We start from the raw sequence: 21,003 nt of genomic DNA on the forward strand, positions 1-21,003 counted from the left end.
GGGGCTCAGTCCGTCGCCGCGTCTTCCTCGCGGAATTCTGCGGCGGCGCGCTCGCCACAGGCGGCTCGCCCCAGCTCCCGCGCCCTCAACAGCCCCCGCTGCACCTTGCCGGAGATGGTGCGCGGCAGCGGCGCAAACTCCACCCGTCGCACCCGCTTGAAGGGTGCCAGCCGCTCCCGCCCGAAGGCCATCAGGGCCTGGGCCAGCGGCGCACCCGCCTCCCAGCCCGGGTTCAGGCTCACATAGGCCTTGGGGTAGGCCAGGCGGGTGTCGTCCGGGTACGGCACCACGGCCACCTCGGCCACGGCAGGATGCTGCAGCAGCACGGCCTCCAGTTCGGGCGGGCTGATCCGGTAGTCGGAGGACTTGAACACGTCGTCCGCGCGGCTGAGGTAGTAGAAGCCGCCGTCGGCGTCCCGCCGCGCCAGGTCGCCAGTGCGGTAGTGCCCGGCGCGCATGGCCTGGCCATTGCGCTCCGGCTCGTGCGCATAGCCCAGCATCAGCGGCGGCAGCGGCGCATCCAGCGGCAGGCTGATCTCTCCTTCCTGGGCCGGCTGGTCGTTGCCGTCCAGCAGCTCCACCCGGTAACCCGGCAGTGACCAGCCCATGCAGCCCGGCTGGATCGGCCTGCCCGGCGGGTTGCCGATCTGGCAGGTGGTTTCGGTCTGGCCGTAGCCGTCCCGCAGGCACAAATCCCAGGCGTCCCGCACCGAGGCCATCAGCTCCGCGTGCAGGGGTTCACCGGCACTCATCACATCGGCCAGCGCTGTCGGCCGAGCACCCAATCCGGCCCGCAGCAACATGCGCCAGACCGTCGGCGGCGCGCACAACGAGCTGACCGGCCGGCTGCGCAGCACGTCCAGCACCGCCTCGGCGCTGAAACGGGGATGGTTCAGCACCAGCACGCCTGCGCCGGCATTCCAGGGTGCAAAGAAGGTGCTCCAGGCATGCTTGGCCCAGCCCGGGCTGGAGATGTTGAAATGCAGGTCACCGGGCCGCAAGCCCAGCCAGTACATGGTCGAGAGGTGCCCCACCGGGTAGCTCTCGTGGCTGTGGGCCACCAGCTTGGGCTGGCTGGTCGTGCCGGAGGTGAAGTACAGCAGCAGCGGGTCGCTGGCCCGCGTCAGCCCCAGCGGGACGAATTTGGTCGGTGCCGTGCTGGCCTCGTCGAACGCCCGCCAGCCCGGCGCCGCATGCCCCACGACGATGCGGGTGTAGTCCCCGCCGATGGCGTCGAACTTGTCGCGCTGCCCGGCCGCGCAGATGACGTGGCGCACCTCGCCGCGGGTGAAGCGGTCGGCCAGGTCCTGCGGTGTCAGCTGGGCCGTGGCCGGCACGATGACCGCCCCCAGCTTCATGAGGGCCAGCATCGATTCCCACAGGGCCCGCTCGTTGCCCAGCATCAGCAGCACCCGGTCGCCGCGCTGAATGCCCTGCGCACGCAGCCACATGGCCACCTGGCCGGAACGCCGGGACAGCTCGGCAAAGCTCACCGTCTCGTCCCGTCCCTTGGCGTCGACGATCCACAGGGCCACTGCTGCGTTGTCGCGGGCCATGGGGTCGAAGTAGTCCAGCGCCCAGTTGAAGTGCTCCAGCCGCGGCCAGCGGAAGCCCGCGCAGGCCGTGGCCAGATCGGTGCGGTGATCCAGCAGCCAGCGGCGGGCGTCCAGAAAGCCCTGCAAACCTTCTGCCGGCACGTCTGCGTTCACGAAGGATTCCTCTCGGAGGTGGCGGGCACAGCGGTCTTGTCTTGAGCCTGCAGATGGCGGTAGATGCGCCCGCGGGAGATGCCCAGCCGCTTGGCGGCCAGTGACACATTGCCCCCGCAGGCGGCCAGGGTTTGGTCGATCAGGGCGCGGCTGGCATCGGCCAGGCGTGGCGAGGCCAGGGCCGTCTCCTCGTCCGGTGGGTCCTGCGCTGGCGGTGGCGCCAGGGCACCGGCGGCGGGCAGGCGCAGGCTGCTTCGCAGCCAGACCGTGAGGCCGCTGGGCAGACACAGGGGGCGAACCACCCCCTCGAGCGCCGGCCAGCCGGCGGCTTCGCCCAGCAGCCCCTGGACCGAGGGCATCGGCCCGCCTTCCCAGCCGGTCAGGCGACGCGCGACACCGTTGAGCCAGATCACCTGCCCCTGCGCATCCACCCCCAGCAGGGCGGCCAGCGGCGTGCCCAACAGGTCCGGCGAGGTCTGGAACTCCAGCAGCCCGTCGACATCGGCCTGCTGCCGCAGCAACTGGTTCTCAATGGCCGAGGCGTACTGGCTCACCACCGCCACCGGGTCAAAACCGAAAGCCGGCGCCTGGGTCATCAGCAGCACGGTTCCCACCAACTGTCCCCTCACATCAAGCACCGGCGCCGCCGCATCCTGACACTGCCCCCAGGCCTCGTAGAAGTGCTCTCCCCGGCGCACCTGGATGGCGGAGCCCTGCGCCAAGGCCAGTGCCACGGCATTGGTGCCCAGGGCGGCCTCGGACCAGTCGGTCCCGGCCCGCAGTCCCACCTCACTCGGCGGGGCCCAGGCTTCGGCACCGGCCGCTTCGAGCACGACGCCGCGGCCATCCGTGAGACCGATGGCCGCCGGACTGGCCTGCAGCGCCGCCGCCAGTTCCTGCAACGGGCCGTGTGCGGCCAGGCACAGCGCGCGAGCCTGCCGGCGCGCGCTGTCCAGGCGCAGGGCGCTCAGTCCTACGTGTCCTGGCCAGGCGGCCGGATCATGCCCCGCGCCAGCGCAACGCCCCCAGGAGGCCAGCACCGGCTCCGACACCAGCCCGGTCGGGCGCTCGCCCGCGCCGAAGAAGCGCTCGCGCGCCAGCGCCAGGCGTTGCTCGGGGGTAGAGAAGAAGGGGCCGGCGGTGAGGCCCTGGGCACAGGGGGACGAAGAAGGCATGGACAGGCGCGTGCTGCACTGCGGCAAGCACGGCCGCCAGCCTAACGGCTGTCAGCGTTTCGCCAAAGCGGGGAAATCCTCCTCCCAGTACTCGCGCTCGCCACGTTGCCCCTCGGCCACACGCTGGGCCTCGCCCTTGCGCAGCACCGCGCGCTGGATCTTGCCGGAGATGGTCTTGGGCAGGGTGGCGAACTCGATGCGCCGGATGCGCTTGTACGGCGCCAGATGCTCGCGGCAGAAGCTGAAGATTGACAGCGCTGCCTCCGGCCCTTCCTCCACGCCATCGCGCAGCACGATGACCGCCTTGGGCACCGACAGGCGCAGCGGGTCCGGGCTGGGGATGACTGCAGCCTCCACCACATCCGGGTGCTCGATCAGCACCGATTCCAGCTCGAAGGGGCTGAGCCGGTAGTCCGAGGACTTGAACACGTCGTCAGCCCGGCCGACGTAGGTGATGTAGCCCTGCGCGTCGCGCTGGGCCACGTCGCCGGTGCGGTAGCGGCCGTTGCGCATCACCTGCTCGGTCTTCTCCGGGTCGCCCGCATAGCCCAGCATCAGGCCCAGGGGCCGCGCATCGCCCAGCTCCAGGCTCACCTCGCCCTCTTCCACCGCCTGGTCGTCGATGTCCAGCAGCACCACCTTGTAGCCCGGCAGCGGCCGGCCCATGCTGCCTTCCTTCACCGGCTGGCCGGGGGTGTTGCCGATCTGGCAGGTGGTCTCCGACTGGCCGAAGCCGTCGCGGATGGTCAGGCCCCAGGCCCGGCGCACCTGATCGATCACTTCCGGATTGAGCGGCTCGCCCGCGCCCACCAGTTCACGCAGGCTGACCTTCCAGGCCGCCAGGTCCTGCTGGATCAGCATGCGCCACACCGTCGGCGGGGCGCACAGCGAGGTCACGCCCTTGGCCTGCAGCACGTCGAGCAAGGCCGGTGCCTGGAAGCGGCTGTAGTTGTAGATGAACACACAGGCCCCGGCATTCCAGGGCGCAAAGAAGCAGCTCCAGGCATGCTTGGCCCAGCCCGGCGAGGAGATGTTCAGGTGGATGTCGCCCGGCTTCAGGCCGATCCAGTACATGGTCGACAGATGCCCCACCGGGTAGCTCTGATGGCTGTGCAGCACCAGCTTGGGCTTGGACGTGGTGCCCGAGGTGAAGTACAGCAGCAGCGGGTCGCTGGCGAGCGTCTGTCCTTCGGGGGCGAAGTCCGCCGAAGCCTCGTAGGCCTGCTCGAAGCGCTGCCAGCCGGCCACGTCTGCGCCCACCACGATGCGGGTGTACTGGCCGGGCATCTCGTCGAACTTGCTGGCGTGGGCATGGCCGACGATCACATGCTTGACGTCGCCGCGGTCGAATCGGTCGCGCAGGTCATCGCCCACCAGCAGTGTGGTGGCCGGGATCATCACCGCGCCCAGCTTGATCAAGCCCAGCATGGCCTCCCACAGCGGGCGCTCGTTGGCCAGCATCAGCAGCACCCGGTCGCCGCGTCGCACGCCCTGGGCGTGCAGCCAGTTCGCCGCCTGGCTGGAACGCTGCGACAATTGGGCAAAGCTCAGCTTCTCCTCGCGTCCGTCCTCCTCGACGATCCACAGGGCGGGAGCCGCGTTGTCACGGGCCATCACGTCAAAGTAGTCCAGCGCCCAATTGAAGCGCTCCAGTGCCGGCCATTGGAAGCCGGCATAGGCGGCGGCGTAGTCCTCGCGGTGGTCCTGCAGAAACTGGCGGGCCTGGAGAAAGGCTTGCGTGGCGGCGTTGTCGCTCATGGCAGATGGCTCGGCGGCATGGATGAAGATGCCGGTGAGCTTAGGCAGACCGGCCAAGGGCCGGAAGCCTGGGGGAAGCCCGCATGCACCGGTGTTCCGGCGCGGAACACCTCGCCTTGCATCAGATCAAGGGCTTGCGTGAATCAGCGGCGGTATTTTCGACTCGCGGGTATTCACCGTGCGGAAAGGCTGGCCCGATTTGTGCAGCTGCGCGATAATAAGAGGTTATCGAAGCAGACCTTACCACCCACAAGGCGGTTTGTCTGCCAAACCGGTTGTTGAACTTTTTCGTTTGAGGAGCGTATTCTGGCCAAGGACGATCCCAAGACCGCCATCGACGCCGGTGGTCTGCGTTACCGCTCGAAAGTGGCGGGTTCTCCCTTCTCCGCGACAGGTGCCTTCGGCGCCGCCACGATGTCGTGTTTCCTGTGTGGCAAGCATCGCCCCCGAGCCCAGCTGAAATCCCGCAAGCTGCTCGGCAAATCCCAAGCCGTGTGTGCGCCTTCGTGCAAAGAGCTCGAAGCCATGCTGGCTGCCAATAAATCCTGATTTCGCCTCACCGGCGCACCGCTTTCACGGCGGTGCGCCGTTTTTGTTGGTGAGTTCGAGCCCACATGCACGACGCCGAGTCGCCCTTGCCCAGCGAATTGCCCGAGCCTGACTCGGCCCTGCCTGCGTCGGATGCGCTGCGGCAGCCACTTTCGCGACGCGAGCGGACGGCTGTGATCGCCCGCATCGAGGCGCTGATGGAGTATTGGGCCATCACGGTGGCCGATCTGGAGGGGGACACACCGGACCTGCCCCCGCCGGCTGCCGCCCCCCGCGCGGTCAAGTACCGCCATCCCGTCACCGGCGACACCTGGGACGGTGACGGTCCTCACCCCGACTGGTTGCGCAGCGCCCTGCTCAAGGAAGGCTATCGCCTGGACGAGCTGCGCCCGGGTCCAACATCCGAAGCAGACCACTGACCCGCCGGGTCGGCTGCTGCACCGCCTCCTCCAGGGCCCCGGCGCGGGCCGTGACCAGCGTGAAGGCTTCACGGGCCCGGGTGATGCCGGTGTAGACCAGCTCGCGGCTCAGCAGCGAGCCAGCCTGCTCGGGCAGCACCAGAACGGTGTGCCAGAACTCCGAACCCTGGCTCTTGTGCACCGTCATGGCGAACGCCGTCTCGACATGGGCCAGGCGGCCCACGCCCACCGAGCGCAGGGTTTCGCCGTCCAGGAACCAGGCCCGCAGTGCCTCGCTGCGCGCGCCGGGCAGCACCATGCCGATGTCGCCGTTGAACACGCCCAGGGCCGGGTCGTTGCGTGTGACCATCACCGGCCGGCCCACGTACCACTCGCCCTGTGGCCGCAAGCCCAGCCGGGCCAGGGCCTGTGGCACGGCGCGGTTCAGGGCTTCGGTGCCCCAGGCCCCGTCGCGCACGGCGCACAGCAGGCGAAAGCGGTCGAAGGCAGTGAGCACCCGGCGCACCCAGTCTTCATGGGCCCGCTGCACCGGCTCGCCCCCACCGGGCGCGGGCCGGTCCTTCAGCAGGGCCACATAGGCTCCATAGCCCCCCGGGGCACCGTCCCGACCCGCGCAGGCCAGTGACAGCAGCGCCTCGGGCTGACCGCCCTGCAGGGCGCGGATCGCCGGATCCTCGGCCTGGGCGCGCGTGGCCAGCAGGGCCTGCACGGCCGCACGGTCCCCGGCGTTGACGGCCTGGGCCAGCTGGCCGATGGCGCCGCCGAAGCGCCGGCTCTCGCGCAGCATCACGGTGTGCTGGGCCAGGCGCGGGCCGGCATCGTCGGCGTACTCGGCGGGCAGTTGCACGCCAGCGCTGGCGGCCAGGTGGGCGCGGGTGGCCGCGTCGTAACGGCCGGCCACCGCATCGCGGCACAGGTCGCCCAGCACCGCCCCGGCCTCCACCGAAGCCAGCTGGTCCTTGTCGCCCAGCAGCACCAGCCGGGCCCCGGGCGGCAGCGCGGCCAGCACGGCGGCCATCATCTCCAGGTGGACCATGGAGGCCTCGTCCACGATCAGCACGTCCAGCTCCAGCGGGTGGCGGGCATCGTGGCGGAAGGCGCGCCGGTCGGGCCGGGCCCCCAGCAGCGCGTGCAGGGTGCGCGCGGCGCCGATGCGCTCGGTCAGCTCCCGCAGGTCGAGCAGCCCGTCCAGGCCGGCTTCCAGCTGCCCCAGGGCGCTGTCGATGGCCTGCTTGAGCCGCGCAGCCGCCTTGCCGGTGGGCGCGGCCAGGGCCACGCGCAGCTGGGTCGGGTCCGGCGCCTGGGCCAGCAGCAGGGCCAGCAGCCGGGCGGCGGTGTAGGTCTTGCCGGTGCCCGGTCCGCCGGTGATGACGGTCAGCCGGCCGCGCAGGGCCAGGGCACAGGCGGCCTTCTGCCAGTCCACCCACTCACGCGGCGGGAACAGGCGGTCCAGCCAGGCCCGCGCCTGGGCCAGCGCGCCGGGTTCCAGCGCCTGGGCCGGCTCCTCACCGCAACGCTGGCGCACCGCCTGGGCCACCGCCCGCTCGTGGTGCCAGTAGCGCCGCAGGTAGAGCATCTCGCCTTCCAGCACCAGCGGTTGGCCGGTGTCGGGCGCGGTCTCGGTGGCCCGCACCGTGGCGCTGCGGGTCAGCTGCTGCTGCAGCGCGACCAGCGAGGCCGTGGCTCCGGTGCCTTGCCAGGCCCCATCCCAAGCGGCGTCCCAGGCGGCCAGGCCCTCGGTGGGCCAGGCCAGCAGGCGGGACGGCTGCGTCATCAGCTCGCGCAGGTCCAGGCCGGTGTGACCGTGTCCCTCCAGATGGGCCAGGGCCGCCGCGCAGAGCAGCAGCGCGGGCGGGGCCTCGGGGTCCAGCTCGGCGAGCAGGGCCGCCAGCGCGCCGTCGAGCCGGCGCAGCCAGCCCGCGGCCACCCACTGGCGCAGCAAGGCCAGGGTGCCGGCCGGCAAATCGGCCGCAGGCGCCGCCGAGGCCGGCCCGCTGGCAGCAGCGGCCTCGTCCGCGCGCTCCTCGTCGTCATCGCCATCGAAAAGCGATCGCGTCAGGTCGTTGCTCAGCATGTCGTGGCCTCCGTGGCCGGGGTCCCGCCCAGCCAGGCATCCAGGGCGTCCAGCAGGGCCAGGGGCGGCGGCAGGTGCACGGTGCCGCGGGTCGGCCCGTCGATGCCGCGCAGGAAGAGGTAGAGCGCGCCGCCCAACTGGGCCTCGGGCCGGTAGGCATCGCCCAGGCGGGCGCGCAGCAGGCGGTGCAGGGCCAGCAGGTAGAGCGCGGCCTGCACGTCGTAGCGGTGGTGAAGCATGGCCGCGTCCAGCGCCTCGGGGCTGTAGGCCCGGCCGTCGGGCCCGAGCTGGTTGCTCTTGTAGTCCAGCACCCAGTAGCGGCCGTCGTGCTCGAACACCAGGTCGGCAAAGCCCATCAGCATGCCGTGCAGCTCCCGCGCGCTCAGGGCCGGGCGGGGCTGGCCGGGCAGCAGATGGGCCTGGCACAGCGCATCCAGTTCGGCCACCGGCAGCTTTTCGGCCGGTAGCCAGAACTCCATCTCGGGCAGCAGGCGCTGCAGGTCGGCCAGCGGTGCGCCCAGGCCCGGCAGCGGCGTGTGCAGCAGCGTCTGCAGCCAGTGCACCACGTCCGGCGCGGCCGCCTCGCGGCCGGTGCGGGTGATGCGTCGGGCCAGGGCCTCGGCCACCATCGGTTCCTCGGCGCGGTCAAAACCCTCCTGGGCCAGCCATTCCAGCTGGTCGTGCAGGAAGTTGCCCGCCAGGGCCCCGCGTTCGAAGCGGTGCCAGGCCGGCGCGTTGTCCGCCGTGGCGGCGCGCAGCATGGCGCCGGGCACCGGTTCGGCATCAGGCTCGTCGTCGGCCGGCCGCGGGGCCTGGGTGACGCCCAGGCTGGGCACGCCACCCAGGTCGCGCACCAGGGCCGAAAAGCTGCCGATGCCCCAGCGGCGGTCGAACTGGCCGGCGTAGACCGGGGCCTCGGCCAGGGGCAGCGGTGCCTCGCGCGGGGCCAGCGGGGTCAGGCCCACCGCCGGGCCGGCTGGCTGCAGGGCGATGTCCCGGCAGCCGGCGGCCCAGCCGACCAGCGCCTGGGCCAGGGCCTCGGGCGTGGTGGCCTCGGGGCCGGCCAGCAGCCAGCCGGCCGCGCTGCGATGGGTCTGGCAGGCGGGGCTGTTGCCGATGGTCAGCGCGGTGAAGCCCAGCCACAGGGCATGGCGGGCCCGGGTCAGGGCCACGTAGAACAAGCGCAGGTCCTCGCGCAGGCGCTCCTGTTCGGCCCATGCCAGGTCGTCCTTGCCCGGAGCCAGCACCAGGCGGGGTTGGCCCGCGTCGTCCTCGCGCAGCACGAAGGGTGTGCTGCGCCCGTCGGCCGGGCGCAGGCTGGTGGCAAAGGGCAGACAGACCACTGGGTACTCCAGGCCCTTGCTCTTGTGCACGGTGATGACCTGCACCAGGTCGGCATCGCTTTCCAGGCGGACGATCTGCTCGTCGCCGCCACCGCCACGGCCCTGCTGGGCGTCGTCGATGGCCTCGGCCAGCCAGCGGATCAGAGCCTGCTCGCCTTCCAGCCGCGCGCTCTGGGCCTGCAGCAGCTCGGCCAGGTGCAGCAGGTTGGTCAGGCGGCGTTCGCCCTCGGGCTGACTCAGCCAACGCGCGCCCAGGTCCAGGCGGTGCACCGTCTGGCGCACCAGGGGCAGCACGCCCTGCGCCTGCCACAGGGCCTGCAGCTGGCGCATCAGCTCGGCATAGGGGTCGAAGGCCTCGTCGTCGTCGGCCAGCTGCTGCAGCGTGGCCAGCGGCAGGCCCAGGGTGCGGGTGGCCAGGGCGGCGCGCACCAGCCGGGTGTCCTGCGGTTGGGCCACGGCCTGCAACCAGCGCAGCAGGTCGGCGGCCTCGTCGCTGGCCAGCACCGATTCGCGGTCGGACAGGTACACCGAGGCCACCTGCCGGCGCCGCAGCGCGGCCCGCACGGCCCGGGCCTCGCGCCCGCTGCGCACCAGCACCGCGATGTCGGCCGGGCGCAGGCGCTGCACGCCCTGCCCCGTGCGCTCGAAGCCCGTCTGAGGCCCGTTGAGCCATTGCACGATCTGCTCGGCGCATCGTTCGGCCATGGGGCGCAAGTGCTGTTCGAAGGCGCGCGGCAGCAGGTCGTGCACCAGGGTCAGCGCCGGTACCCCCTCGCCGTCGTGCACCAGGCGTTCGGCCCGGCCCCGGGCCCCCACGGGTTCGAGGGGCACCGGGTTGCCGGCCGCGCTGCGGTAGCCGAAGGCGCCCTCTCCCGGCCGGGCCTCGGCCTGGGCAAACCCATGGTTGACCGCGGCCACCAGGGCCTGGGTGGAGCGGAAGTTGGTGCCGAGCATGTGGTGCCGGCCCTCGGTGGCCTGGCGCGCGCGCAGGTAGCTGCCGATGTCGGCGCCCCGGAAGCGGTAGATGGACTGTTTGGGGTCGCCGATCAGCAGCAGCGCGGTGTCGGGCGCGTTGTCCGCCACGCGGTAGAGCCGGTCAAAGAGCGCGTACTGCAGGGCCGAGGTGTCCTGGAATTCGTCGATCAGGGCCACCGGGGTCTGGCCGACGATGCGCTGGCGCAGGGCCTCGCCACGCGGCCCGTCCAGGGCCTGCAGCAGGCGCTGCTGCAGATCGGCAAAGCCGAACTGGGCGGCCTGGCGCTTGAGCAGGGCCAGGCGCGCGGCGATGCGGGCCGCCGCATGCAGGCGCAGGGTGTCGCGCACCGACGGCAGGCCGGCCAGGGCCGCGGGCAAGGCCTCCAGTTCGGCCAGCGCGGGGGGCCAGGCCGGCGGAGGCAGATCGGGCTTGCGGGCCTCCAGCAGGCCGGCCACGGTCAGCCGTGTCCAGCCGGTTTTCAGGTCGGGCTGGTCGGGGGCGTCCGGCCCGCCACGGCCCCAGGCCGCCAGGTTGTCCAGCCACTTGCCGAAATTGGCCGGCTTGAGCTTGGCGCCGTTCCAGGCGCCCTTGTCCGCCACTTGGTCCAGCAACCAGGCACGCAGATCCTCGGCCCGCGCGGCCCAGCCGTCACGCAGCCGGGTCAGGGCGTCGGCGCGGGCCTGACGGGCCTGCTGCACCACGTCGGCCAGCCGCCCCTGCCCGGCCGTGGCCGGCCGCGGCAGGTCCAGCAGGGCCGCGGCATCGGCCTGCAAGGCCGTCACATCGGGCCACAGGGACAGCACCTCGTCCAGCAGTTCGCCCCGCAGCGGGTAGACCTGCTGGCGCCAGTGGTCGTGGGCGGCCTGGGTCAGCAGCTGGGCCTCGTCGGGCACCAGCTCTTCCTCGAAGAGCTGGCCGCTGTCGAAGGCGTGCTCGCGCAGCATGCGCTGGCACCAGGCGTCGATGGTGTGGATGGCAGCGTCGTCCATGCCCTCGGCCGCCAGGGCCAGGCGCCAGGCGGCCTGCTGCCGTTCGGCTTCACCGGGGCAGGAGGCCAGCAGCGCCGCCAGGAACTCGTCGCCCGCAGGCAGGGCCTGCGGCCCGGCGCGGAAGACCTGGGCAGCCTCCAGCAGGCGGGCGCGGATGCGGTCCGACAGCTCGCGGGTGGCCGCGCGGGTGAAGGTCATGACCAGGATCTGGTCGGGCCGCAGCGGCCCGCGCGGGCAGGCCTGTTCGCCGCCGTGGCCCAGCACCAGGCGCAGGTAGAGCGCGGCGATCGTCCAGGTCTTGCCAGTGCCGGCGCTGGCCTCGATCAGCTGGCTGCCGTGCAGCGGAAAGTTCAAAGGGTCCAGGCGTTGGCTGGTGGGTTCGCTCATCTCAGCCCTCCTCCTCGGCCAGGGTATCCAGGCCGCTGCCGTGCATCTCGATTTGCACCTGCTGCGCCACCCAGGCGGCCAGCGGGGCGTAAAGCCGCGCGGCCCAGACCTCGAACTGGCCATCGACCGTCAGGGCCTCGAAATCCTCGAACAGCCGGGCCAGACAGGGGTCGGCCACCTCGCCGGTGTGGGTGAAGCTGCCCTCGTAGGCCTGTTCCGGTCGTTCCTGCCGCACCCAGGCCAGCGCGGTGCGCAAGGCCACCGGCAGGGGCGCGTCCATGCCGGCCTGCCAGCCTTCGAGCAGCGCGGGCAGCACCGCCCTCGCCTCTTCCCCGTCGGACGGCTGGCAGCGCAGCGTGGCGTCCCGCCCCACCAGCACCACGCCCACCGGCGTGTCCATGGCAGCGGCGGCCAGGGTCCAGAGCCAGGCCGCCAGCAGCGGTTCGGCCCGCGGGGTTTCCTTGCCCGGCGATCCCTGGACCAGCCGGCTGGGCGTGATGAGCAGGGCCACCGGCAGACCACCGGGCGCCTGGCGCAGCCCCTGCAGCCAGTCCTGCAGCACCACCTGGCCGGCACGGGCCTCCACCGGGCGGTGGGGCGCCGGCTCGGGCCACTGGGCTTGTTCGCGCGCCCAGGCGGCCAGCTGACGGTCCAGCATCTCGGCCAGGGTCTGGGCCACCTTCTGCCCCGGCCCGCCCAGGGGCAGCGCCCCTTCGCGCTGGATCTGCTGGACCAGGGTCGCAGCGTTCACGGGGGCCTGCGCATCGCCCGCCGCGCCCACGGCCTGCTCCAGCAGACGGCCCAGCAAACCGTGGGCCTCCAGCCCATCCAGCGCAAAGCGTTCCTCGTCCTCGGTGAGCGCATCGGCCTCATCGAAGACCACACCCAGCCGGTGGCGGAAGAAGGCCTTGACCGGGTTGCGCAGGAAGCGGGCGAGCAACTCCAGTGTCAGCACGGTGGGTACGGCCTCGGCCTCCTGCACCACCGGGGCAGGCGACGGCGCCTCAGCCACGGCGGCCGCATGGGCCTGCCGCCATTCCCGGGCGTAGGTCTGGAATGCGCTGCCGGGCTCGAAGTAGCGGCGGCTGAAAGGCTGCAGCGGATGCTCCCGGGTGCGTTCAGTCACCACGGCCGGGCTCCAGCCGGCGGCCAGGTAATCGCGCAACTGGGCCACCAGCACCGAGGGCGGTTGCGCGCTGTTGTCGCGCACGCTGCGGCCTGTCCAACTGACATAGAGCTGCCGGCGGGCAGACAGCAGCGCTTCCAGCATCAGCTGGCGGTCGTCGTCGCGCCGGGCGCGGTCACCCGGGCGGCCTTGGCCGGGCTGGGCCATCAGGTCGAAGTCGCTGCGCGGCGCGCGGCGCGGGTAGTCGCCTTCGTTCATGCCCAGCAGGCAGACCAGTTCGAAAGGGATGGCCCGCATCGGCATCAGGGTGCAGAAGGTCACGCCGCCGGCCCGGAAGCGTCGGTTCAGCGCAGGCTCGTCCAGTGCGCCCAGCCAGGCCTCCCGCGCCACCGCCAGGGGCACCGGGCGGTCGAAGCCGGCCAGGTCGCAGTCACGCAGCCAGCGCGACAGGGCCTCGTCCAGCGCCTGCAGCACCTGGCGTTCGTCCTCGCTGCGGCCGAGGAAGAGATCCGCCAGCAGTGCCCGCCCGCGCTCGGCCCATTCGACCGGCGTGGCGGGTGTGTCCAACTGCGGCCACCAGTGATTCAGGCGGTCCAGCAGCTCGGCCAGGCCCCCGGCCAGCTCGGCCTCCAGGCCCGCCACCTCGGCATGGGGTTCGATGCCGGCAAAGGGTTCGTCCACCCCGGGGGCCCGGGGCGCACCGCCGGCGGCATAGCCCATCAGCATGCGCCGCAGCGCCCACCAGGCGCTGTTGACCGGGCCGCATTCGGCCAGGCCCAGGCGCTCACGCTGCGCGGCCGACAAGCCCCAGCGAAGACCGGCATCCTCCATCCACTGGGTCAGCCGTGGCAGGGCCTCGGCGTCCAGGCCGAAACGGGCCGCCAGGGCGGGTACCTCGATCAGGTCGCGCAGCTCGCTGGCGGTGCAGCGCTGCTGCGGCAGGCGCAGCAGCCATTCGACGGCGGTGACGATGGGGCTGCTGCGCTTGGCGCTGAGGTCGGCGATGTCGTAGGGGATGTGGCGGGCGTCATGACGCCCGTACTGGCCGAACACGGCGTGGATGGCGGGCGCGAAGGCTTCGATGTCCGGCACCATCACCACGATGTCGCGTGGGGCCAGGGCCCGTTCGCCCGCGGGTGTGGGCCGGGCCAGCTCGCGCAGCAGGTGGTCGTGCAGCACCTCGACCTCGCGCATGGCGCTGTGCGCCAACTGGAAGACGATGGAACGGTCGTCAGCCGCGATTTCGGCGTGGGGATGCTCGGCCAGCGGCGTCAGGTCACGGATGTGGGCCTGCACCTGGCGCAGCAGCGGCAGCCCGACCGCGCCATCGTCGGCGCCCTCCTCGTCGAAGAGGTCCAGCCGCGGCAGGGCAAAGCGCTGGCGCGCCTGTTGGGCGTCGTCGAAGGCGTCAAGCTGACGCACGAAGTCCCGCCCCTGGCGGCCCCAGGCGGCCAGCAGCGGGTGGGCGTGCAGATGCAGGGCCTCCAACGGGGTCTCGGCCAAATCGCGCCCGGCCTTGAGCGGCTGGCGGCGGCGCTGCTGACGCAAGAGCTCGCGGCCATCGATGATGTCGGCCCAGTGGAAACGGCAGGGGTTGGGCACCGCCAGCACCACCTGGCTGTGGCGGGACAGGGCCGCCAGCAGTTCCAGTGTGGGCAGGGGCACATGGGTCATGCCGAACAGCACCACGCGGCGCGGCAAGGGGCCGGCGAAGTGATCGGCCTCGTGCAGCCGGGCCAACACCTGACGGTGCAATTGAGGCCGCAAGGCACCCAGCGCACCCGGCCCCACCGAGGCCAGCAGCGCCCGCCACAGCAGCGGCTGCCAGGCCTGGTCGGCAGGCACCGGCACGGTCTGTCCATGGCCGTCGCGCAGCACGTCCTGCCCTTCAGCCCAGTCGCCCAGCCAGTCGGCCCGGTAGACCTGGTACTGGTCCAGCAGGTCGGCCAGGCGCTGGGCCAGTTGCAGCAGGCGCTCCGGGTCGTCGTCGTGCAGAAAGCCGGCCACCGGCGCAAAGCCCGGCTGCTGGGTCAGATCCGGCAGCAGACGCACCAGGCGCCAGGTCAGCGCGGCCTTGTCCAGCGGGGAATCGCGCGGCACGCCTTCGCGGCCCAGCACCTGGCGGTAGAGCCACCACTGGAAGCGCGCGGGCAGCTCCACCCGCGAGGCGGCACACACGCCCATCGTGCCGGCCAGCGTCATCTTCAGCCACTCGGCCATGCCGTTGCTCTGCACCAGCACGATCTCGTCTTCCAGTGGTGAGAGCGGTTGCCGGGCCAGCCAGCCGGCCACCGTCTCGGCCAGCAGTTCGGCGCGGTTGCCGTGCAGGACCAGCAGGCCGGTGGGGAGGGAGGCGCTCATGGTGCGAGTATCGGTCGGAAGAAGGTCTTCATCAGACTCGCACAGGAGTGGCTCAGGAGAAGAGCCTGAGCGAACGGCGGCGCATGGTGCATGCCCAAAGGGCGCGCCACAAAGCAAAAAGCCCGGTTCCTTTCGGAACCGGGCTCGTGCTTTCTTTGGTCGGGGTGGCGGGATTCGAACTCGCGACCCCTTGCACCCCATGCAAGTGCGCTACCAGGCTGCGCTACACCCCGACTGAAGCTAGAAGTATATACCGGAAATGGGTCAGATGGAAAGTAATTCGTGAATCGATTGAAGTTCTTCGCGCAGCTGAGCCAGGCTGGGGTTGTCCGGCAGCGGCGGACGCACGCTGAGTTCGGCGATGGCGAGGTGGCTGGCCAGGGCCGCCATGGGCACGGCCGTCGCAGACGGCTCTCGCACATCAAGGCCGTCAAGCACCACCACATCGTCCTGGGCCGCCGCATCCCCCGAATCACCCTCGATCAGGCGGTTGCGCGCTCCGCTGATCGTGAAACCCTGGTCGTACAGCAGTTCGCGGATGCGGCGGATCAGCAGCACCTCGTGATGCTGGTAGTAGCGGCGGTTGCCGCGGCGCTTCATTGGCCGCAGTTGGGTGAACTCCTGCTCCCAGTAGCGCAGCACATAGGGCTTCACCCCGCACAGCTCGCTGACCTCACCGATGGTGAAGTAGCGCTTGGCGGGGATGGCCGGCAGCTCGATGTGGGCGTCTGACATGGCGTGGATTCAACAGGAGCGCACCAGCGATGGGGCCGGCGCGAACAGGGAGAGGAAACTTTACTCGAAGTCTTCGGAGGGCGGGACATCGCCCTGCACCACCGCCTTGAGCTTGGCGCTGGCGTGGAACGTGACCACATTGCGGGCCTTGATAGGGATCGACTCGCCCGTGCGCGGGTTCCGTCCTGGGCGCGGCGCTTTGCGACGAATTGCAAAATTGCCGAACCCCGAGAGCTTCACATCCTCACCCTTGACGAGGGCCTCCGTGATGATCTCGAAGAAGGCCTCGACCATGTCCTTGGACTCGCGCTTGTTGAGGCCGAGTCGTTCGAACAGCAGTTCGGACAGCTCGGCCTTGGTCAGCGTCGGCGTTTCCACCGAGGTCAGCAGCACGCGCTCGCCGCCGGGCAGATCGTCTTGGGCATCCATGCTCATCGACTTCCCTCTCCTACTTCCATTCAAGCACGCAGGCGTGCGCCGTGGGCCGCTTGCACCCGAGCCACCGCGGCGGCGATGACCGCCTCGATGCGCTCGTCGTTCAGCGTGGTCTCGTTGTCCAGCAGTTCCAGGCGCACCGCCAGGCTGCGCTCGCCTGCCGGGATGTCGGCCGTGGGCTGGGCCGGCTTGTAGATGTCGAACAGCACCGCCGTGCGCACCAGGCCTTGCGGGTCAGCGCGCAGGGTGTCGATCAGGGCTTCGTGGCTGACCTTGTCGGAGACCACCAGGGCCAGGTCGCGCAGGCTGCTCTGCTGGCGCGGCACCGGCTGGGCGACCGGCACGGGGCGTGCCTGCACGGCGGACAGATTGAGCTCGAACAGCACCGGAGCCTGTGGCAGGTCATAGGCCTGGCGCCACTTGGGATGCAACTCGCCCACATGGCCGATCACCTCGCCATCCAGCAACACCGCGGCACAGCGTCCCGGGTGCATGGCGGGATGCTCGGCCGCCTGGAAGCTGGCCTTGTACGGCGCGAGCAGCGCTTCGACATCGCCCTTCGCATCGAAGAAATCGACGTTGCGCTCGGGCTCGCCCCACTGCAGCGGCAAGGCCTGACCATAGGCCAGACCGCCGACATGCATGGGCTGGCAGACACCTGCGACGCTGGTATCGGTGGAGGCCACGCTGGCGTCGCGCCAGAACACGCGGCCCACCTCGAACACCCGCACGCGCGAGGCCCGGCGCGCCAGGTTGTACTTGAGCACATTGACCAGGCTGCCCATCAGGCTCGAGCGCATCACGGCCAGCGGGGCGGCGATGGGGTTGAGCACCTTGATCGGGTCCTCGTTGCCGGACAGCTCACGCTCCCAACGTTCCTCGACGAAGCTGAAGTTGATCGTCTCCTGGTAGCCCAGTGCGGCCAGGGCATGGCGCACGGCGTGGCTGCTGCGGCGCGCCTCGGGGCGCACCTTCACGGTCACCGGAGCCAGCGGCGGGGTGGCGGGCAGGCGGTGGAAGCCCAGCACCCGCACCACCTCCTCGATCAGGTCTTCCTCGATCGTCAGGTCGAAGCGCCAGGACGGCGGCGTGACGGTCAGCTCGCCCTCGCCTTCGGTGGTCTGCAGGCCCAGACGCTGCATCACGCCCACGCACTCTGCCTGGGTGACGGGCATGCCGATGACCTTGGCCGCGCGGGCCACGCGCAGGCGCACCGGCCGGCGCTCGGGCATGGCCGGCTGCACGTCGGTGATCGGGCCGGCCTGGCCGCCGCAGATCTGCTGCACCAACGCAGTGATGCGCTCGATGTGCTCGACCGTCTGCTGCGGGTCCACACCGCGTTCGAAGCGGTGGCCGGCATCGGTCGAGAAGTTGAAGCGGCGCGAGCGGCCGGCGATGGCCGTGGGCCACCAGAAGGCAGCTTCGATGTAGATGTTGCGGGTGTCGTCGGACACGGCGGTGGCGTCACCGCCCATGATGCCGGCCAGCGATTCGACGGCCTGGTCATCGGCGATCACGCCAACCTGGCCATCCACCGTGATGGTGTTGCCGTTGAGCAGCTTGAGCGTCTCGCCCTCGCGGCCCCAGCGCACCTGCAAGCCGCCGTGGATCTTGTCCAGGTCGAAGATGTGCGACGGGCGGCCCAGCTCGAACATCACGTAGTTGGAGATGTCCACCAGCGGGCTCACCGCGCGCTGGCCGCAGCGCGCCAGGCGCTCGACCATCCAGGCCGGCGTCTGGGCCTGGGTGGTCACGCCGCGCACGATGCGACCCGAGAAGCGGCCGCACAGGTCGCTGGCCTGCACGTCCACCGCCAGGGTGTCGTCCAGCGCGGGGGCCACGGCGTCGATGCGGGGCGCGTTCAGCGGCGTGCCGGTCAGCGCGGAGACCTCGCGCGCCACGCCGTACACGCTCAGGCAGTGCGCCAGGTTGGGCGTGAGCTTGAGGGTGAAGAGCGTGTCGTCCAGGTTCAGGTACTGGCGGATGTCCTGGCCCAGCGGCGCGTCGGCCGGCAGCTCCAGCAGGCCGCCATGGTCCTCGCTGAGCTGCAGTTCGCGGGCCGAGCACAGCATGCCGAAGCTTTCCACGCCGCGCAGCTTGCCCACCTTGATCTGGAAGGGCTTGCCATCTTCGCCCGGGGGCAGTTCGGCGCCCACCATGGCCAGGGGCACGCGGATGCCCACGCGGGCGTTCGGCGCACCGCAGACGATCTGCAGCGGGCCGTCCTTGCTGTGCGGGCCGGCGTCCACGCGGCACACGCGCAGGCGGTCGGCATTGGGATGCTGCTCGGCCTCGACGATCTCGCCCACCACGATGTTCGTGAACGGCGGCGCCACCGGGCTCATCTCTTCCACCTCCAGACCGGCCATGGTCAGCAGGTCGGCCAGTTGCTGGGTGGAGATCGGTGGGTTGCAGAACTCGCGCAACCAGGATTCAGGGAATTGCATGTTGGGATCCGATGATGTTCTGGGAAACGGGCGGGAGCGGCGGGCACCTCGGGCGCCCTGCCCGGCTCACTTGAACTGGCTCAGGAAGCGCAGGTCACCGTCAAAGAACAGGCGCAGGTCGTTCACGCCGTAACGCAGCATGGTCAGCCGGTCGGGCCCCATGCCGAAGGCGAAGCCGATGTAGCGCTCGGGGTCCAGGCCGAAGTTGCGCACCACGTTCGGATGCACCTGACCGGAACCGGCCACCTCCAGCCAACGGCCCTTCAGCGGCCCGCTGGCGAAGGCGATGTCCACCTCGGCCGAGGGCTCGGTGAACGGGAAGAACGACGGGCGGAAACGGATCTCTAGGTCGTCGGTCTCGAAGAAGTTGCGGAAAAAGTCGGCGAACACCGCCTTCAGGTCCTTGAAGGACACGTTCTCGCCGATCCACAGGCCTTCACACTGGTGGAACATCGGCGAATGGGTGGCGTCGCTGTCCACACGGTAGGTGCGGCCCGGCGCGATCACGCGGATCTCGGGCATGGCCTGGCCCGCGGCCAGCGCGGCGGCGTGGCGCTTCACATGCTGGACAGCGTGCCGCACCTGCATCGGGCTGGTGTGGGTGCGCAGCAGGTGGCCGCTGCCATCCGGCGCCTTCGTGTCGACATAGAAGGTGTCGTGCATCGAGCGCGCGGGGTGGTCGGCCGGCGTGTTCAGCGCAGTGAAGTTGAACCAGTCTTCCTCGATCTCGGGGCCATCGGCCACCTCGAAACCCATCGAGCCGAAGATGGCCTCGATGCGCTCCATCGTGCGGGACACCGGGTGCAACCCACCCATGCCGTGCTGGCGGCCGGGCAGCGAGACGTCCAGCGACTCGGCCTTCAGCTGCGCCTGCAGCTCGGCCTCGGCCAGGGCCTGACGGCGTTCGGTCAGCAGCGACTCGATGCGCTGCTTGGTCTGGTTGATCTCGGCCCCGCGGGTCTTCTTTTCCTCATGGGACAAGGCGCCCATGCCCTTGAGGAGTTCGGTCACCTGACCGGCCTTGCCCAGGTAGCGGGCCTTGGCGTTTTCCAGCTCGGCTGGCGTGGCGGCGGCGGCGAAATCCGCCTGCGCAGCGCCCACCAGTAGGTCGAGATCGTTCATGTTCGGTGCAAATCAATGAAAAAAAGGCCGACACCTGGGGTGACGGCCTTTGAGAGCCTGAGAGGGTTCCCAAAGCCTGCTGGGCAGGCCCCGGTCACCCTGCAGGGTTATCAAGCAAGCTGGGCCTTCACCTTGTCGACGATGGCGGCAAAAGCGGCCGGGTCGTGGATGGCCATGTCCGACAGAACCTTGCGGTCGATGTCGATCGAGGCCTTCTTCAGGCCAGCCATGAACTTGCTGTAGGTCAGTCCCAGGCTGCGGGCACCGGCGTTGATACGGGCGATCCACAGTTGACGGAACACGCGCTTCTTGGCGCGACGGTCACGGTAGGCGTACTGACCCGCCTTCATCACCGCCTGCTTGGCGATGCGGAAGACGTTCTTGCGACGGCCGCGGAAGCCCTTGGCCAGGGCCAGAACCTTCTTATGACGAGCGCGGGCGGTAACACCACGTTTGACGCGAGGCATATGTTTCTCCTTCTAGTCTTGGTGGATTACAGGCCGGCGAACGGCAGCATCTGAGCGATGTGGCCCATGTTCGTCTCATGGACGTTGGCCGAACCGCGCAGCTGACGCTTGTTCTTGGTCGTCTTCTTGGTCAGGATGTGACGCTTGAAGGCTTGGCCGCGCTTGACGGTACCACCCGGGCGCACGCGGAAGCGCTTCTTGGCGCTGCTCTTGGTCTTCATCTTGGGCATGACTGCTCCTTTTATGACACCTCTGCTGGGCGGCGGCGTGGTCACACCGCGCTTGATGGCCTGCAGTGGCTTCTCTTCGCCGCCTGGTGACCAGACCAGACGGTGAAATCTTGAAAACGCTTACTTCTTCTTCGGGGCCAGGACCATGATCATCTGGCGGCCTTCGAGCTTGGGCATGTGCTCGACCACCGCCACATCGGCCAGTTCGTCGCGGATGCGCTCCAGCAGCCGCATGCCGATGTCCTGGTGGGTGATTTCACGACCACGGAACCGCAGCGTGACCTTGCCCTTGTCGCCGTCTTCAGCGATGAAGCGGCGCAGATTGCGCATCTTGATGTTGTAGTCGCCTTCGTCCGTGCCCGGACGAAACTTGACTTCCTTCACCTCGATGACCTTCTGCTTGGACTTGGCCTCGGCAGCGCGCTTCTGCTCCTGGTACTTGAACTTGCCATAGTCCATCAGCCGGCACACCGGCGGATCGGCCAGGGCTGCGATCTCGACCAGATCGACGTCGTGCTCGGCGGACAAGCGCAAGGCATCCTGAATGCTCACGATGCCCAGCGGCTCGTTTTCCACGCCATTCAGACGCACCTGAAGCGCTGTGATCTCGCGGTTGAGTCGATGCTTGCGCTCGACGTTCGGAATCCGACGGTCGGCAAAGGTAGCGATGGTGAAAACCCCTCATGCAGGTCTTCCGGCAA

General features: G+C 70.2%; 15 protein-coding genes and 1 tRNA gene. 2 read left to right on the forward strand and 14 right to left on the reverse strand.

Translation table 11 applies throughout. The features are described 5' to 3' along the window. Positions 1-5 precede the first annotated feature (5 nt). The 3 genes from M0L44_RS15205 to M0L44_RS15215 are packed head-to-tail and all read right to left on the reverse strand — an operon-like array spanning position 6 to position 4,642. Positions 6-1,709 carry an AMP-binding protein gene (locus M0L44_RS15205; RefSeq protein WP_252770659.1) on the reverse strand — a complete coding sequence of 568 codons (1,704 nt, stop codon included), beginning with the start codon at positions 1,707-1,709 and terminating at the stop codon, positions 6-8. Then, entirely contained in the window at positions 1,706-2,884 is a 1,179-nt protein-coding gene (locus M0L44_RS15210) for a helix-turn-helix domain-containing protein (protein WP_252770660.1), read from the reverse strand. Before M0L44_RS15210 ends, M0L44_RS15205 begins: the two co-directional genes overlap by 4 nt. A 51-nt stretch (positions 2,885-2,935) precedes the next feature. Beyond that, on the reverse strand, positions 2,936-4,642 hold the full coding sequence (locus M0L44_RS15215; RefSeq protein WP_252770661.1) for an AMP-binding protein: 1,707 nt from the start codon (positions 4,640-4,642) through the stop codon (positions 2,936-2,938). Positions 4,643-4,948: 306 nt separating this feature from the next. On the opposite strand from M0L44_RS15215, the gene M0L44_RS15220 reads away from it, so the two are divergent. Beyond that, the gene (locus M0L44_RS15220) at positions 4,949-5,191 is read left to right on the forward strand and encodes a hypothetical protein (RefSeq protein ID WP_252770726.1); all 243 of its coding nucleotides are present in this window, start codon (positions 4,949-4,951) and stop codon (positions 5,189-5,191) included. Positions 5,192-5,256: 65 nt separating this feature from the next. Continuing rightward, the gene (locus M0L44_RS15225) at positions 5,257-5,610 is read left to right on the forward strand and encodes an H-NS histone family protein (RefSeq protein ID WP_252770662.1); all 354 of its coding nucleotides are present in this window, start codon (positions 5,257-5,259) and stop codon (positions 5,608-5,610) included. On the opposite strand, the gene recD is transcribed toward M0L44_RS15225, so the two are convergent. From recD to infC, 11 genes are all read right to left on the reverse strand, one after another. Beyond that, positions 5,549-7,684 carry an exodeoxyribonuclease V subunit alpha gene (recD, locus tag M0L44_RS15230; protein ID WP_252770663.1) on the reverse strand — a complete coding sequence of 712 codons (2,136 nt, stop codon included), beginning with the start codon at positions 7,682-7,684 and terminating at the stop codon, positions 5,549-5,551. The genes M0L44_RS15225 and recD overlap by 62 nt on opposite strands. Then, complete coding sequence (gene recB, locus M0L44_RS15235; protein WP_252770664.1) at positions 7,678-11,379, reverse strand: exodeoxyribonuclease V subunit beta; 3,702 nt, start codon at positions 11,377-11,379, stop codon at positions 7,678-7,680. The genes recD and recB overlap by 7 nt, the downstream gene beginning before the upstream one ends. Position 11,380: 1 nt before the next feature. Then, positions 11,381-14,866 carry an exodeoxyribonuclease V subunit gamma gene (gene recC / locus M0L44_RS15240; protein ID WP_252770665.1) on the reverse strand — a complete coding sequence of 1,162 codons (3,486 nt, stop codon included), beginning with the start codon at positions 14,864-14,866 and terminating at the stop codon, positions 11,381-11,383. A 156-nt stretch (positions 14,867-15,022) separates the two neighbouring features. Then, positions 15,023-15,099: transfer RNA gene (locus tag M0L44_RS15245), tRNA-Pro, on the reverse strand. A 31-nt stretch (positions 15,100-15,130) separates the two neighbouring features. After that, positions 15,131-15,601 (reverse strand): MerR family transcriptional regulator, encoded by a 471-nt coding sequence (locus M0L44_RS15250; protein ID WP_252770666.1) that lies wholly within the window; start codon positions 15,599-15,601, stop codon positions 15,131-15,133. A 60-nt stretch (positions 15,602-15,661) separates the two neighbouring features. Continuing rightward, entirely contained in the window at positions 15,662-16,036 is a 375-nt protein-coding gene (locus tag M0L44_RS15255; protein ID WP_252770667.1) for an integration host factor subunit alpha, read from the reverse strand. 23 nt (positions 16,037-16,059) lie between these two features. Next, positions 16,060-18,483, reverse strand: coding sequence for a phenylalanine--tRNA ligase subunit beta (gene pheT / locus M0L44_RS15260; protein ID WP_252770668.1), 2,424 nt, complete (start codon positions 18,481-18,483; stop codon positions 16,060-16,062). A 66-nt stretch (positions 18,484-18,549) separates the two neighbouring features. After that, positions 18,550-19,605 (reverse strand): phenylalanine--tRNA ligase subunit alpha, encoded by a 1,056-nt coding sequence (gene pheS / locus M0L44_RS15265; protein WP_252770669.1) that lies wholly within the window; start codon positions 19,603-19,605, stop codon positions 18,550-18,552. 110 nt (positions 19,606-19,715) lie between these two features. Continuing rightward, on the reverse strand, positions 19,716-20,072 hold the full coding sequence (gene rplT / locus M0L44_RS15270; protein ID WP_022981258.1) for a 50S ribosomal protein L20: 357 nt from the start codon (positions 20,070-20,072) through the stop codon (positions 19,716-19,718). 26 nt (positions 20,073-20,098) lie between these two features. Beyond that, positions 20,099-20,302 carry a 50S ribosomal protein L35 gene (gene rpmI, locus M0L44_RS15275; protein WP_022981259.1) on the reverse strand — a complete coding sequence of 68 codons (204 nt, stop codon included), beginning with the start codon at positions 20,300-20,302 and terminating at the stop codon, positions 20,099-20,101. 120 nt (positions 20,303-20,422) lie between these two features. Further along, positions 20,423-20,971, reverse strand: a complete 549-nt coding sequence (gene infC, locus M0L44_RS15280; protein WP_252770727.1) for a translation initiation factor IF-3 — start codon at positions 20,969-20,971, stop codon at positions 20,423-20,425. Positions 20,972-21,003: the final 32 nt, after the last annotated feature.

The organism is Ideonella oryzae, from assembly GCF_024055665.1.
GTDB classification, from domain to species: Bacteria; Pseudomonadota; Gammaproteobacteria; order Burkholderiales; family Burkholderiaceae_C; genus Ideonella; species Ideonella oryzae.

Excerpts from the sequence above, each read along its gene's own strand:
- M0L44_RS15210 (WP_252770660.1), bottom strand. The coding sequence starts at position 2,884 with ATGCCTTCTTCGTCCCCCTGTGCCCAGGGCCTCACCGCCGGCCCCTTC.
- M0L44_RS15215 (WP_252770661.1), bottom strand. The coding sequence starts at position 4,642 with ATGAGCGACAACGCCGCCACGCAAGCCTTTCTCCAGGCCCGCCAGTTT.
- M0L44_RS15225 (WP_252770662.1), top strand. The coding sequence starts at position 5,257 with ATGCACGACGCCGAGTCGCCCTTGCCCAGCGAATTGCCCGAGCCTGAC.
- recD (WP_252770663.1), bottom strand. The coding sequence starts at position 7,684 with ATGCTGAGCAACGACCTGACGCGATCGCTTTTCGATGGCGATGACGAC.
- recB (WP_252770664.1), bottom strand. The coding sequence starts at position 11,379 with ATGAGCGAACCCACCAGCCAACGCCTGGACCCTTTGAACTTTCCGCTG.
- recC (WP_252770665.1), bottom strand. The coding sequence starts at position 14,866 with ATGAGCGCCTCCCTCCCCACCGGCCTGCTGGTCCTGCACGGCAACCGC.
- M0L44_RS15250 (WP_252770666.1), bottom strand. The coding sequence starts at position 15,601 with ATGTCAGACGCCCACATCGAGCTGCCGGCCATCCCCGCCAAGCGCTAC.
- M0L44_RS15255 (WP_252770667.1), bottom strand. The coding sequence starts at position 16,036 with ATGAGCATGGATGCCCAAGACGATCTGCCCGGCGGCGAGCGCGTGCTG.
- pheT (WP_252770668.1), bottom strand. The coding sequence starts at position 18,483 with ATGCAATTCCCTGAATCCTGGTTGCGCGAGTTCTGCAACCCACCGATC.
- pheS (WP_252770669.1), bottom strand. The coding sequence starts at position 19,605 with ATGAACGATCTCGACCTACTGGTGGGCGCTGCGCAGGCGGATTTCGCC.
- rplT (WP_022981258.1), bottom strand. The coding sequence starts at position 20,072 with ATGCCTCGCGTCAAACGTGGTGTTACCGCCCGCGCTCGTCATAAGAAG.
- rpmI (WP_022981259.1), bottom strand. The coding sequence starts at position 20,302 with ATGCCCAAGATGAAGACCAAGAGCAGCGCCAAGAAGCGCTTCCGCGTG.